This is a genomic window from Marinomonas colpomeniae (assembly GCF_014803385.1).
In the GTDB taxonomy this organism is placed as follows: domain Bacteria; phylum Pseudomonadota; class Gammaproteobacteria; order Pseudomonadales; family Marinomonadaceae; genus Marinomonas; species Marinomonas colpomeniae.
Window position 1 is genome coordinate 670,980 of record NZ_JACYFC010000001.1, and the last position, 14,377, is coordinate 685,356.

Annotated in this window: 14 protein-coding genes; 2 read left to right on the forward strand and 12 right to left on the reverse strand. The window is 40.9% G+C overall.

Features of this window, described 5'->3' with window-relative positions:
- Positions 1-23: 23 nt before the first annotated feature.
- The 4 genes from yfaE to IF202_RS03225 form a co-directional block, all read right to left on the reverse strand.
- Positions 24-317 carry a class I ribonucleotide reductase maintenance protein YfaE gene (gene yfaE, locus IF202_RS03210; RefSeq protein WP_407943807.1) on the reverse strand — a complete coding sequence of 98 codons (294 nt, stop codon included), beginning with the start codon at positions 315-317 and terminating at the stop codon, positions 24-26.
- Positions 301-1,434 (reverse strand): class Ia ribonucleoside-diphosphate reductase subunit beta, encoded by a 1,134-nt coding sequence (gene nrdB, locus IF202_RS03215; protein ID WP_191593414.1) that lies wholly within the window; start codon positions 1,432-1,434, stop codon positions 301-303. The genes yfaE and nrdB overlap by 17 nt, the downstream gene beginning before the upstream one ends.
- A gap of 139 nt (positions 1,435-1,573) precedes the next feature.
- On the reverse strand, positions 1,574-3,838 hold the full coding sequence (gene nrdA / locus IF202_RS03220; protein WP_191593415.1) for a class 1a ribonucleoside-diphosphate reductase subunit alpha: 2,265 nt from the start codon (positions 3,836-3,838) through the stop codon (positions 1,574-1,576).
- 314 nt (positions 3,839-4,152) lie between these two features.
- Complete coding sequence (locus IF202_RS03225; protein WP_191593416.1) at positions 4,153-4,902, reverse strand: heparan-alpha-glucosaminide N-acetyltransferase; 750 nt, start codon at positions 4,900-4,902, stop codon at positions 4,153-4,155.
- Positions 4,903-4,982: 80 nt separating this feature from the next.
- Between IF202_RS03225 and IF202_RS03230 the strand changes: the two genes are divergently transcribed.
- Positions 4,983-5,483 (forward strand): alpha-ketoglutarate-dependent dioxygenase AlkB family protein, encoded by a 501-nt coding sequence (locus IF202_RS03230; protein ID WP_235963183.1) that lies wholly within the window; start codon positions 4,983-4,985, stop codon positions 5,481-5,483.
- 18 nt (positions 5,484-5,501) lie between these two features.
- Here IF202_RS03230 and pdxH read toward each other — a convergent pair whose 3' ends face one another.
- The 4 genes from pdxH to IF202_RS03250 are packed head-to-tail and all read right to left on the reverse strand — an operon-like array spanning position 5,502 to position 9,476.
- Positions 5,502-6,143, reverse strand: a complete 642-nt coding sequence (gene pdxH, locus IF202_RS03235) for a pyridoxamine 5'-phosphate oxidase (protein WP_191593418.1) — start codon at positions 6,141-6,143, stop codon at positions 5,502-5,504.
- 2 nt (positions 6,144-6,145) lie between these two features.
- Entirely contained in the window at positions 6,146-6,778 is a 633-nt protein-coding gene (gene coq7 / locus IF202_RS03240) for a 2-polyprenyl-3-methyl-6-methoxy-1,4-benzoquinone monooxygenase (protein WP_191593419.1), read from the reverse strand.
- A gap of 14 nt (positions 6,779-6,792) precedes the next feature.
- Positions 6,793-7,134, reverse strand: a complete 342-nt coding sequence (locus IF202_RS03245) for a histidine triad nucleotide-binding protein (protein ID WP_191593420.1) — start codon at positions 7,132-7,134, stop codon at positions 6,793-6,795.
- Positions 7,135-7,178: 44 nt separating this feature from the next.
- Positions 7,179-9,476, reverse strand: a complete 2,298-nt coding sequence (locus IF202_RS03250; RefSeq protein ID WP_191593421.1) for a 7TMR-DISM family protein — start codon at positions 9,474-9,476, stop codon at positions 7,179-7,181.
- A gap of 62 nt (positions 9,477-9,538) precedes the next feature.
- Here IF202_RS03250 and IF202_RS03255 point away from each other — a divergent pair, with 62 nt between their 5' ends.
- Entirely contained in the window at positions 9,539-9,790 is a 252-nt protein-coding gene (locus tag IF202_RS03255; RefSeq protein ID WP_191593422.1) for a hypothetical protein, read from the forward strand.
- A gap of 82 nt (positions 9,791-9,872) precedes the next feature.
- Here IF202_RS03255 and purD read toward each other — a convergent pair whose 3' ends face one another.
- From purD to dusB, 4 genes are all read right to left on the reverse strand, one after another.
- On the reverse strand, positions 9,873-11,153 hold the full coding sequence (gene purD, locus IF202_RS03260; RefSeq protein ID WP_191593423.1) for a phosphoribosylamine--glycine ligase: 1,281 nt from the start codon (positions 11,151-11,153) through the stop codon (positions 9,873-9,875).
- A gap of 106 nt (positions 11,154-11,259) precedes the next feature.
- The gene (gene purH, locus IF202_RS03265) at positions 11,260-12,837 is read right to left on the reverse strand and encodes a bifunctional phosphoribosylaminoimidazolecarboxamide formyltransferase/IMP cyclohydrolase (protein WP_191593822.1); all 1,578 of its coding nucleotides are present in this window, start codon (positions 12,835-12,837) and stop codon (positions 11,260-11,262) included.
- 85 nt (positions 12,838-12,922) lie between these two features.
- Positions 12,923-13,201 (reverse strand): DNA-binding transcriptional regulator Fis, encoded by a 279-nt coding sequence (gene fis, locus IF202_RS03270; RefSeq protein WP_191593424.1) that lies wholly within the window; start codon positions 13,199-13,201, stop codon positions 12,923-12,925.
- Positions 13,202-13,318: 117 nt separating this feature from the next.
- Entirely contained in the window at positions 13,319-14,287 is a 969-nt protein-coding gene (dusB, locus tag IF202_RS03275) for a tRNA dihydrouridine synthase DusB (RefSeq protein ID WP_206705350.1), read from the reverse strand.
- Positions 14,288-14,377: the final 90 nt, after the last annotated feature.

A 14,377-nucleotide genomic window follows, 5' to 3' on the forward strand; every position in this document is an offset into this window, starting at 1 on the left:
AAATAATTAAGAAATGCCTTCTTTTATAAAAACTGTATCTCAATATCGCTTTTCACAATGGCACAACATGCCAGTAAATAACCGCTTTGTACCCAAGCTAGTGGCTCAAACGGGTAGCTCACATTTCCCCATAACAACTTGATTGAACATGAAGAGCAATAGCCTTCGCGGCATTGGTATTCCACATGAATGCCTGCTCGTTCAAGTTGAACCAATAAAGGTTCATCTTCCGTCACAAGAATCTGTTTTTTTCCCAACAACACGCGATGCATTTGTTCTTTTTTTTGCGAGATGTCTTGCTTAGAGGTCAAAGTCATCGAAGTCTGAGTCGTCTAAACTATTATCTGTTTGCCCAACAAGGTAGGAGCTTATCTCTGCTTCTTGTGGCGCAACTTGAACGTTGTCGCTGACTAGCCAAGCGTTAATCCAAGGTATCGGGTTGTGCTTGGTCTCGAAGTGAGTATCTAGGCCAACAGCCTGCATACGAACATTGGTAATGTACTCCACATACTGACCTAAGATTTGTGCGTTTAGGCCGATCATAGAGCCGTCTTTGAATAAGTAGGTTGCCCATTCTTTTTCTTGCTCAGCGGCTTCTATAAAGATGTTACGCACGTCGTCTTTGCATTCTTCTGCAATGATGGCCATTTCTGGGTCATCTTTACCAGATGCCATTAAATTCATCATGTGCTGAGTGCCTGTCAAATGAAGCGCTTCATCGCGGGCAATCAATTTGATTATTTTCGCGTTGCCTTCCATTAATGTGCGTTCAGCAAAGCCAAAGCTACAGGCAAAACTGACATAAAAACGCACAGCTTCTAATACGTTAACGGATGCAACGGTTAGGTAGAGGGCTTTTTTCAGTTTAGGCATGGTGATTTCAACATCACCTTTGCCTGGTACATTAAAGGTACCAAATCCCATGGTGTTATACAGATTCACCATTTCAATCAAATTGTCGTAATATTTTGAAACACTGTCTGCTCGTTTGGTGATTTCTTCATTTGTCACAATATCATCAAAGATCAATGTTGGATCGTTGACGATATTACGAATAATATGAGTGTAAGATCGACTATGGATGGTCTCACTAAATGACCAAGTTTCAATCCATGTTTCTAATTCAGGTAAAGATACGATAGGTAAAAGCGCAACATTAGGAGAGCGACCTTGGACACTGTCTAGTAGTGTTTGGTATTTTAGATTGCTCAAGAAAATGTGTTGTTCATGTTCTTCTAATCGTTGGAAGTCTTTTCTATCGTTTGATAGATCTACTTCTTCTGGACGCCAAAAGAAGGAAAGTTGTTTTTCGATCAATTTTTCAAAAATAGGGTGCTTTTGCTGATCGTAACGAGCTACGTTGACGTTCTCACCAAAGAACATAGGCTCTTTCATACTGTCGAATTTTTTACGGTTGAACGTCGAGTAACTCATTTTTTGGGTATATCCTCTAATCCGTAAAGCATAAACAGTAGTGAAAATGCTTTAGGTATTAATTCAGTGTAATAACGTAGTTTGAGCATCAATAGTAACTAGCCTCAACAATGATGAGGCTAGTTACTATTTAATATGGCTAGATTTTACAAGCACCACCTGCACAATCATCCATGTCTTCTTGTTTATCATCTGCACCGTCACGAGTGTTGTGATAGTACAAAGTTTTAACACCGAGTTTATAAGCTGTTAAAAGGTCTTTTAGAATCACTTTCATTGGTACTTTTTGTGACTCGAATTTCTGTGGGTCATAGTTAGTGTTGGCCGAGATAGCTTGGTCAACAAACTTCTGCATGATGCCGACTAATTGTAAGTAGCCGTCATTCGATGGGATGGTCCACAATAATTCATAGTTATCTTTTAGTTTTTCAAACTCAGGAACAACCTGCTTCAAAATTCCGTCTTTGCTGGCTTTAACAGAAACAAAACCACGAGGTGGTTCAATACCATTGGTTGCGTTACTGATCTGAGAAGAGGTTTCTGATGGCATAAGTGCCGTCAATGTCGAGTTACGTAGACCGTGTTCGACAATCTCAGTACGCAAAGTTTCCCAGTCGTAATACAGTGTTGAAGGACAAATGTTATCGATTTCTTTTTTGTAGCTATCGATTGGCAAAATGCCTTTCGAGTACGTTGTTTCATTGAACGCTAAACAAGGGCCAAATTCTTTCGACAGTTTATTAGACGCTTTTAGCAAGAAGTATTGAATGGCTTCAAAGGTCTTGTGAGTCAATTCGTTAGCACTGCCATCTGAATACTTAACGCCATTTTTCGCTAAATAATACGCGTAGTTAATAACACCAACACCTAAGGTGCGACGCAATTCAGTCGCACGTTGAGCCGCAGGGATTGGATAGTTTTGATAATCCAATAGGCTGTCTAGCGCACGAACGATCAATTCTGCTAATTCTTCCAGTTCACTCAGATCTTCTAGTGCGCCTAAGTTGAAAGCAGATAAAGTACAAAGGGCAATTTCACCTTCAGAGTCATTTATGCTGTTTAGAGGTTTAGTCGGAAGTGCAATCTCTAAACACAAGTTACTTTGTTTAACTGGCGCTACTTTAGGATCAAATGGGCTGTGAGTATTACAGTGATCGACGTTTTGAAGGTAAATACGACCTGTACTAGCTCGCTCGGAAGCGAACAAGGTAAACAGCTCAGTTGCTTTAATCGTTTGCTTACGGATCGAATCATCTTGCTCATATAGGGTGTATAAGCGATCGAATTCTTCTTGATCGGCGAAGAATGCGTCATAAAGACCAGGAACGTCAGATGGGCTGAATAAGGTGATATTGCCGCCTTTAATCAAACGTTGGTACATCAAGCGGTTGAACTGCACTCCGTAATCTAAATGACGAACACGGTTCTCTTCAACACCACGGTTGTTCTTAAGCACCAATAGGCTTTCAACTTCCAAATGCCAGATTGGGTAGAAAACAGTTGCTGCACCACCACGAACACCGCCTTGAGAACAGCTTTTAACGGCTGTTTGGAAGTGTTTGTAGAATGGAATGCAACCAGTGTGGAAAGCTTCGCCGCCACGTATTGTGCTGCCAAGAGCTCGAATGGCACCCGCATTTACGCCAATGCCTGCACGTTGACTTACGTATTTAACGATGGCGCTGGATGTAGCGTTAATAGAGTCTAACGAGTCACCACATTCGATCAATACACAACTACTGAACTGACGAGTTGGTGTACGAATACCAGACATGATTGGCGTCGGTAACGAAATTTTGAATTGAGACACTGCATCGTAAAAGCGACGAATTAAATTCAAACGTTCTTTCTTGTCGTATTTAGCAAATAAGCAAGCGGCGACTAAAATGTAAATAAACTGCGGGCTTTCATAGATCTCGCCTGTTACACGGTTTTGAACTAAGTACTTGCCTTCAAGTTGTTTAACAGCCGCATAAGAGAAGTTCATGTCACGAGAATGATCAATTACATCGTTTAACTGGTCGAAGTCTTCTTTGGTGTAATCTTCAAGCAAATGATCATCGTAACGTTTTTGTTGAACTAGGTTTTTTACATGATCGTAAATATGTGGTGGTTCGAAATCACCGAAGGCTTTCTTACGTAAGTGGAAAATCGCCAAACGTGCTGCCAAGTATTGATAATCTGGAGTGTTTTCAGAGATTAAATCAGCTGCAGACTTAATGAGTGTTTCGTGAATGTCAGTCGTTCGAATCCCTTCAAAAAACTGAATTTGTGCTTTTAATTCCACTTGGGAAACAGACACATTGTCTAAGCCTTCAGCGGCCCACGTGATGACTTTATGTATCTTTTCCAGATTGATACTTTCAGTCTTTCCATTACGCTTAGTAACTGTGAGAGTGCTCATGCCATAACTTCCCATTAGTGCATTATAAAAAGAGGTGATTTACTCTATATAGTGTGTCGTCTTAAACAAAAACACTATATGTAGTGTCTTACTGTGAATCTGGAACGAACAATAGTGTGCATTTAGATGAAAATCAAGGCTTGAAAATCGATCAAAAATGCGAAACAAAAAAAGCCTAAGTGGTCACTTACTTTGTTTGCCTCATAAATCATAAACTTTGCAATAGGCAAGATAGGAAAGGGTATTTTTGTCTATTTATTTTTATTTTTCCTAGAGAACAGTAAAACAAAATAGTGCACGACAATTGACCAGTATTAAAGCGTAAGCACCATTTTAAACCCAGCAACGAGTGCGAATAAAAAAACTTGATGTACAAGATAAATTGGTAAAGCGTAACGTCCCATAAATGCCAAAATGTGGCTTAAAGCATGTTCAGGTATTGGCCATTTTTGACAATTTAAATAACCAAACAAAGGGCCTATTAAAACAACGCCAATCCATGGAAACGGAAAGACGATGTCGAGCGTTCTTTGTGGAAGGTCAAGATAGTTGGTGATCATGACAAATGCACCTGGGAACACTAGCAAGTCAGTGAGGTGGTAAGCTGCGACTATGCTTGCACCTATAGAAGCTGATACAAGTGGCCATTTGGCTAATGGTCTGGTGATCAACGAGGCTACAAATATAAAATGCAAAATACCAAAGAAGATCCACTGATCTGGTGTTGCTATATAAGTTGCCAATGAAATAACGACTGCAGCGAAAAACAGTCTGGCATCACGCTTCCAAAATGCTCGATAGCTTCCTTTAGAGAGAGTGTTTTCAGCTAATGTATTTTTTTTGAAGGTTAGGTAGGTCGACCAACCAATGGCGGTCATAAATAGCGTTAGAATAAGGCTACGGAAATACACCCAGAAAGGGTCGTAAATGGAATATTCCATGAAACCGAAATTACGTAAATCCCAGCAGAAATGGAATACAATCATTAATAGAACGCCTAAGCCACGGTAAGCGTCTAAAAAATTACTGCGTTTTACTAACGCATCAATTGAGGAAGGTTGCATTGAGATCCAAGGTAAATAGTTGAATGGAAGCTAAGCCATCATACCGACACTCATTTTTTAGCTCAAGCTCGCAGGAGCTCATGCTGTTACTTAAGTCTAATGCGCTTTGGCAAAGAGAGAGCTTATCTATGTTTGGGCGCGACGTTTTAGTGCCAAGGCAAGTGGCCTTTGTTGCTAATACTGGAATTTGTTATCGCTATACCGGCAAGGACCACTATGGGGAAGGTTGGCCTGAGTGGTTGTTACCTATTAAAGCAGAGGCCGAAGCCTTGGCTCAGCAGCCCTTTAACTCGGTTTTGCTTAATTGGTATAAAGATGGAGAAGATTATATGGGCTGGCATTCGGATGATGAAAAAGCATTAGGTCCTGCACCTGTTGTTGCCATGTTAAGCCTTGGAGCGCAAAGAGACTTTCTCTTTCGTTTAAAAGCAGACCATAAGGTGAAACACAAAATAGAATTAGAGGATGCGAGCTGGTTAATTATGAGTTCCTCTATTCAAGTGCTGTGGCAACACTCATTACCTGTAAGAAAACGAATCAAAGAAGAGCGAATAAGTTTAACATTTAGGCTCTTGCTTTGATTGTCATAGGTGAGGGCGTTAAGGTGCTTTTCGAGCTCTAAGCCAATCATCGTCTTTTTGAGTAAAACAAATTCTGTCATGAAGTCGGCTTGGTCGGCCCTGCCAAAATTCAATGAAGGTTGGTTTTAATACGTAACCACCCCAGTTATCAGGACAAGGAACGTTTTGATCTTCAAACGTTAATTCTTCATTTTCAAACGCTTTTTGCAATACGCCACGATTATCAATCACAGTACTTTGCTGAGAGGTTCTCGCTGCCAATTGGCTTCCGCGAGGACGACTTGCGAAATACGTTTCAGATACATCACGAGCTACTTTTTCAATTGTGCCTTCAATGCGAATTTGGCGAGAAAGAGCGGGCCAAAAAAACGTCATACAGGCTTGATTGTTTTGCATCAGTTGTTGGCCTTTCTCACTGTCGTAATTAGTAAAAAATGAAAAGCCAAGCTCATTGCGTTGTTTTAGTAGTACCACACGAGCATGAGGTCGTCCGCCTGAATCAACCGTACTTAGAGTCATGGCGGTAGGATCATCAGGGCAAGCGTCAATCGCTTTTGCTAGCCAAGTATCAAATAAAGCAAGGGGGTCATTACCCGCTTGGTCTTCTAAAAGATCGTCGAATTGATAGTCTCGGCGAATAGAGTGAAGGTCTCTGTTCATGATTAAATCCGATAAGTAGTAGTGGTCATGACTTTAGATATCTGAGTCATGATGGACATAACCGCTTGCGGGAATTCGTAACCGCCAGCTTCTAAAGCCATTTCTTTGTGTCTGGCTTCGTCTATGTGCATTTGCATTAAAACGGCTTTGCTTTTTTCATCTTGCATTGGCAAGGTCGTCATGTGTTTTTGAAGGTGAATACACACTTGTTCTTCTGTTGCGGCAACAAAACCTAAGCTTAATTTATCGCTTATAAAGCCAGCCCCAGCACCTATCACAAAGGAAGCGCCATAAAAAAATGGATTTAGGATACTAGGCTTACTTTTTAAGTCATAAATTCGTTGTTCACACCATACGAGATGATCAATTTCTTCGTCTGCAGCGTGCTCCATATCTTCACGCACAGTAGCAAGCTTGGCTGTTGTTGCTTGACCTGCGTAAAGCGCTTGAGCGCAGACTTCGCCTGTGTGGTTAATTCGCATTAATCCAGAAGCGTGCTTACGTTCAGCATCATCTAACTCGCCTTCATCAATTGAGTTGGCCGGCGAGGGGCGGGATGCATTGGCAGCATGGGGAACGAGTGTTTGTAATGCTCGATCAAATTGTAATACGGCTTTATCTAGAAAAGAGATCATATTATTTCCTCTTGTTAGCCAGGAGGCCAGGTCATTGGTCGACCACCCAGTACGTGCATATGAATATGGTACACCGTTTGTCCGCCCATTTCGTTACAGTTCATGGCGACTCGGTAACCTGCATCACTGATGCCTTTTTGTTTTGCAATTTTTGCCGCAGTAATTTGCAATTTTCCAATAGCAGGTGCGTCTTCGTCAGTAAGGTCATTTAGCGTACTAATATGACGCTTAGGGATAACAAGGAAGTGGGTTGGAGCTTGCGGCATAATATCTTCAAAAGCGATGACGTCATCGTCTTCATATAAAATAGTTGCTGGGATATCGCCGTTAGTTATCTTGCAAAATAAGCAGTCCATATTGTTTCCCTTTATTCGTATTATTCAAGGTTCGTTGTTTGGCTTCAAGGTGTTTTACGCAAAGAGTTGACTCGTGACAAGGATGCATTCTTTAGCCTATCACCTTTCTGGATTAGGTGTGAAAGTTGTTGTGTGAACTTCTGCTCTAATTCGGTACAAGCCAAAATGTCATCAAACCCAAGTTTTTTGGCGTAATCAAGCGACATTTTAATGTTATTGCTGATGAGCAAACATTGGTCTTCATTACGCATTAGAGGTGTTAGTCTTTGCTGAGTAATGTGAGGGATATGTCCCCCATTATCAAAGACTAAAATTATAGTGACAAATTGTCTTGTTCCAGGGCTCTCTAAGTGTTCAAGCATACTTTCTAGAGTAGAGAAATGTTCAATCTGGTTCGGATTGCTTTGCAATAATGTAAGGGTCTTTTGCAGATCCTCATCTTCTTGTCCGAACAAAATGATATGAAATTGATGTTGTTGTTTTGTCTCGTAAGTCAGATGACGAACATGAGCTCGAATAGGAATTTTGATATTAACGCTTCGTACTTGACCATCTTCTGAAAGACGCATTTCACCTTTTAAATGCTGTATTAAAAGCGCTATGTAACCCATACCAAAGTCGAAATCCGCAGTGCTTTCATGGACTCTAGTCGGTAGTGGATAACAATTGATTTCTAATATAGTAACGCCTTCTCTGCTGATGTCATGATGGGTAATATTGATGGTTAATACTTGGTCAGTAAAGTGTTTGAACTCTTGTGTAATGACCTCAAGTAAGTGTTGAATAGTAGGTGCATTTTGTAAAATTTCTACCTGATCAGATGTACTAGAATTAAATTCTACTAGTGTATTGTCTTGATCTAAGCGCTGAAAATTATTATGAGCGTTGTCAATTAATTGATTCAGAAAAATCGGAGTTGCTTGCTCTCGCAAGACACTGTCTGTTATGTCGCTGATGCAGTCGATTCGCTCGATTAAACTTTTAATATTGTTGTTTGCTGTTTGAGTACTGGTGAGTAATGTTTTGGTGTCTGGTGATTGTGCTGCTTGTTCAAGGTGGGTTAACCCTCCACCTATGATGTTAATTTGACGACGAAGACGACTCGATAAATCGGCTAAAAGGTCAAAAGTTTCAGCTTGTGAGTGGCGAGTGCCATATGTATGTTTACTGAGTAATGGCGTTGTTTGAACAATCATTCCTGTAAAATGGATGAGTGCTTCAATGATGATGGTTACAGTCAAGCCCCATTCCAATAACGTTGCACTAGGTATAATGCCGTAAATGGACATTACCCAGAAGAAATGACCAATAAGAAGCGTTGATCGAGCTATTAGATAATATCCAGAGAAAGGCACATTCTTGATAAAGGAAATAATAGCGTGGACGGTAAGGCAAATTAGAGTAGAGACAACCAATAATGACAATACGATGATGCTGATGCTTTCTGGTGATAATGTAAAAATAAACGCAAATATTATATTGAGTGATCCTATCGCGATTAATAAATTATCAAAAGTAGGAAAATACCTCTTTGTATCCAAATAAAGCCTAGAAAAGAAAACAATGGAGCTAAGACAGAATAAAGACGCAGCGTTATAAATACGTTCTTGGATCCCAATGATGTTCGGAAAAAATTGAGCAAATTGATCGTGAAGAGCCAAATGCAAAATGACAATGCCAACAAGTAAAAAGCTGTATATCAAATACATTGGGTGCGACGATTTGACATAAAAGAACAGATTACTAATAAACAGTGTCAGTAATATACCAATCAGAGTGCCTGTGATAGTGAGGTTTTTTTGATTATCCGAGCTCAGTTTAGATAAGGTTTTTAGCTCTATTCCTGCGTTCATAGGAAGATGTGAAGACAATTTTATATAAACTGTAAAAACAGGAGGCATATTAGTTGGAATAGTAAAAAGATAGTTTGGCGCTTTTATGTTTCTATTGTTATAAGGGCGTGCATTACCTAATTGGACTTGAGCTTGAACTTCATGTCGGCTAGGTAAAAATATGTCTAAGTACTGTACTCTTGGGGATTTTATCTCTAATAATATAGGCGTACTTTCTGTAGACTGAATCGCAATGTCGGTGCGAACCCAAACATTTCCTTTCACAATGCCTAATCGTAAATAATCACTATTTATTGGTCGAAAACGCTTTGAGTATTCATCGGATGAAATGGCATCAAGTGAGAGTGTTTTATTGTCGTCAATAAAGTAATAACCAGTTTCGGCTATATTTACAACATCATTGTGGTTATCAATAATCGCAATAGTGTTTGCGCTCCAGACAAGGTTGGAGGCGCAGAGTAAAAAGAGTAAAATTAATCGAGAAAACAAAAAATAGTCCACGCTTGTTGAATACAAAACAGACTATCATTATCAACTAGATAAGGGGTCAAATGCTATATCCAATTTTAGTAGAGTATTATATTTGGTTTGGTTTGGTGTTAATCGTAGCGACTTGGTTCACTCGACAATCAACCCCAGCAACGCGCACTAACCTAATATATGGGTACGGTATTGTCGTTGCCCTCGGATTTGTGTTGGGACTAGATTGGGTTGCTGGTGTGATTTTTGGTTTGTTGGTGTTAGAGCTGGGCCGCCTTTTCAAGGCGTGGCTAGATAGAAAAGAGTCTCAATTGAAAAAATAGATCTTATTTTTCGAATAAAAAAGGCCTCACTTTGTTTATCAATGAAGTGAGGCCTTTTTTTGCTTAATGTTTGAGTCTTCTTTTATTTACGGGCAATAGCTCGATGGCCAATGTCAGTTCTGAAGTACACTTTATCCCAGGCTAAGGTTTTAACAACATCGTAAGCGCCAGCTTGCGCATCAGCAACGGTGTCGCCTAATGAAACAGCACAAAGTACACGGCCGCCATTAGTGACTACATTCCCGTCTTTTAATGCCGTTCCAGCTTGAAAAACTTTTTGGTGCGCTGGAAGTGCTTTATCTAACCCAGAAATAATATCGCCTTTTGGGTAATCAGCAGGGTAGCCACCAGCGGCAAGAACAACGCCTAAGCTTGCTCTAGGATCCCAATCTGCTTCTACAGTATCAAGCTTGCCATTGATAGCCGCCAAACACATTTTTGCCAAATCAGAGCGTAAGCGCATCATAATAGGCTGTGTTTCAGGGTCACCAAAGCGGCAGTTGTATTCCAATGTTTTTGGTGTGCCATCAGGTCCAATCATTACGCCAGCGTACAAAAAACCACGGTAGCGATTGCCTTCAGCATTCATACCTTTTACCGTTGGCATGATTACTTCGTTCATAATGCGATCATGTATTTCAGGCGTCACAACAGGAGCAGGAGAATATGCCCCCATGCCACCAGTGTTAGGACCTAAGTCACCATTGTCGCGTGCTTTATGGTCTTGGCTGGTGGCCATAGGTAAAACAGTTTCGCCATCAACCATACAAATAAAGCTGGCTTCTTCACCGAATAAAAACTCTTCGATGACAACTCGGCTGCCTGCATCACCAAATGAATTGCCTTGCAGCATGTCTTCGACCGCTTCAATAGCTTCTTCTTCGGTTTGTGCCAAAATAACGCCTTTACCTGCTGCTAAACCATCCGCTTTTATTACGATTGGAGCGCCTTGTTGCTTGATATAAGCCACTGCTGCGGCGATTTCGGTGAAATTACCATAACTTGCTGTTGGAATGTTATGGCGTGCTAAGAAATCTTTAGTGAAGGCTTTGGAGCCTTCTAACTGTGCAGCCGCTGCCGTTGGGCCAAAGATAGCTAAGTTTTCTTTCTCGAATGCGTCAACAACGCCAAGTACTAAAGGAACTTCTGGGCCAACAATTGTTAGATCAATACTTTCGCGTTTTGCAAAAGCAACTAATTCATCAATGTCTGTTACGCCAATGTTAACGTTTTCGACTTTGTTTTCTGTTGCTGAGCCAGCATTACCAGGGGCAACGAATACTTTGCTGACATCGCTTGATTCCGCTGTTTTCCATGCAAGTGCATGTTCGCGGCCGCCGTTACCAATAATAAGAACTTTCATTGTGTAAATCCTTTATCGCAAAATCTATGAGTCAATATTGAACGTATCTTGCTAGCAGTGCCATTAATGAGGCTCCTCTAGCAATAATACCTTTTATGACTACTTATTAATGGCGGAAGTGACGGATGCCAGTGAAGACCATTGCCATACCAGCTTCGTCTGCTGCAGCAATTACTTCAACATCGCGCATTGAACCGCCAGGCTGAATGACCGCTGTAATACCGGCTGCAGCTGCTGCGTCTATGCCATCACGGAATGGAAAGAAAGCATCTGAAGCCATAACAGAACCTGGTACTTCAAGGTTTTCGTCAGCGGCTTTAATGCCCGCAATTTTCGCACTGTATACTCGGCTCATTTGTCCTGCGCCAACACCAATAGTTTGTTCTGCTTTTGCGTAAACAATGGCGTTAGATTTAACAAATTTCGCTACTTTCCAAGCAAACAACAAATCTTTCAATTCTGCTTCGCTTGGTTGGCGTTTAGAGACCACTTTAAGATCGTCTAATGTGATGCAGCCATCGTCACGGTCTTGAACTAACAAACCGCCGTTAACACGTTTGTAATCTAATGCAGCAGGTTTGTCTGCTGACCATTGGCCACACTCTAAAACACGGACGTTTTGTTTTGCGGCAACAATTTCAGTCGCTTCTTTACTGACGCTAGGGGCGATAATTACTTCAACAAATTGACGATCGACAATAGCTTGCGCTGTTTTAGCATCTAATTCTTGATTGAACGCAATGATGCCACCAAACGCAGACGTTGGGTCTGTTTGGAAGGCAAGGTCATATGCTTCAAATTGTGTTGCTGCTGTTGCTACGCCACAAGGGTTCGCGTGCTTAACAATGACACAAGCAGGCTTCTCGAAGCTTTTTACACATTCAAGTGCCGCATCTGTGTCAGCGATGTTGTTGTAAGACAATGCCTTACCTTGAATTTGTTTTGCTGTGCTAATAGATGCTTCTTTTGGATTGGCTTCAACATAAAATGCTGCTTTCTGATGAGGGTTCTCACCGTAGCGCATTTCTTCTTGTTTGTTGAATTGTAGATTAAAGGTACGTGCGAAATCTTCGCTGCCGCCTGCTACTTTTTTACCTAAAAAGTTGGCAATTGCACCATCATAATGAGACGTATGCTCAAATGCTTGAACAGCAAGATCAAAGCGCTGATCGTAAGTTAAGCCACCATCAGCTTTTAATGAAGCCAGTAGGCTGTCGTAGCTTGATGGAGAAACAACGATAGCAACGTCTTTATGGTTTTTCGCTGCTGAGCGAACCATAGTTGGTCCACCGATATCAATGTTTTCAATAGCCATTGGCAAATCGCAATCTGGGCGTTCAATCGTTGCTTCGAATGGGTAAAGGTTTACGACAACCATATCGATTTCGTCGATACCATGTTCTTTCATGACAGCGCCATCGATACCACGACGACCAAGTATGCCGCCATGCACTTTCGGGTGAAGTGTTTTTACACGACCATCCATCATTTCTGGGAAGCCTGTGTAATCGGACACTTCAGTTGCAGCGACATTATTTTTTAACAACAAGGCGTAAGTGCCACCAGTTGAAAGAATTTCAATGCCTTGAGCAGTAAGCTCACGTGCGAATTCGACAATGCCTGTTTTGTCGGAAACGCTGATTAACGCTCGTTTGATTGGAGTAACTTTTTCTAGATTTGCCATCATGGTTCTCGCAATTAATTAACACTAAATAAACAAGGGGAATATAAAGCAAAAAAAGGGCGAAAATCGCCCTTTTTTGTTGTATTTATAGCATGCCGTATTGCTTTAGCTTCTTGCGAAGCGTACCTCGGTTCAAACCAAGGATGGTGGATGCTTTTGTTTGATTGTCCTTTGTGTAGCTCATTACAGACTCTAGCAAAGGCGCCTCAACCTCAGCTAAGACTAACTGATATAAGTCTGTTATTGGCTGCCCATCAAGATGAGCGAAATAGTTTTGTAGTGCTTTTTCAACATTGTCACGTAGAGTTTGTGACTGTTCTGAAGAAGCGGCTTGAAACGTATAATTATGAGTTTGTTCTACCACAGAATGACCTTCTATTTTTAAAGCTAACCGTTTATTAATGTGAACTGAATATCAAAAAGATACATCTTGTTGAACTTCTTTTTGCTATTCAATGCATTAAGTACAAGGTTTGTTTACCTATTGGCAAACAAAGAACTCTTCTAATTTATCAAGTTGCTCTTGCGTATTATCAATACGATTAAACAAACTGCGAAATTGTGTTTTATCCGCTAACGTCTGCAAGTACCAACCAATGTGTTTGCGAGCAATACGCACACCCAAATAGTCACCATAAAATTGGTGCAGGGCGCTTACATGATTGATGACAAGCTGTTTCACCTCTAATAACGATGGAGGTGCTAACAATTCGTTTGTTTCTAAATAGTGATTTATTTCACGAAATATCCACGGTCTACCTTGAGCAGCCCGACCAATCATAATGCCGTCTGCTTTAGTGTAGTCTTTTACAAATTTGGCCGTTTCAGGATCTTTAATATCACCATTAGCAAAAACAGGAATGCTCAGGTGATGTTTGATCTCTGCGATAGTGTCATATTCAACTTGCCCTTGGAATTTGCATTCACGAGTACGTCCATGAATCGCCAGGGCTTTAATGCCAATATCTTCTGCCATTTTTGCAATTACTAAACCGTTTTTCTGATCGAGACTCCATCCTGTACGTATTTTTAGAGTCACAGGGACAGAAACACTATTTACAACCGATTCCAGTATTTCACGAACAAGTGCTTCGTCTTTGAGTAATGCAGAGCCAGCGGCCTTGTTACAGACTTTTTTTGCAGGACAACCCATATTAATATCAATGATTTGTGCGCCTAGCTCAACGTTCTGTTGTGCTGCTTCAGCCATCATTTCAGGGTCGCCACCAGCAATTTGAACGGATCTTGGCGAAACTTCCGCATCATGAATTAAACGATGTCGACTTTTGTTCGTGTTCCATAAACGAACATCAGACGTAACCATTTCAGATACGACTAAACCTGCGCCTTGATCATGGCAAAGACGGCGAAAAGGCAAATCTGTTACACCAGCCATTGGAGCTAGAATAATAGGTTTGTCAACGCAATATGGGCCAATAGCAAATGCCATGATATTCCTGAATACTGGATTGATTGTTAAAGATCGTCGACAGCGTCGAGCGGGCGTGAATAATACCTATGCAATTGCTATTTTTGAAGT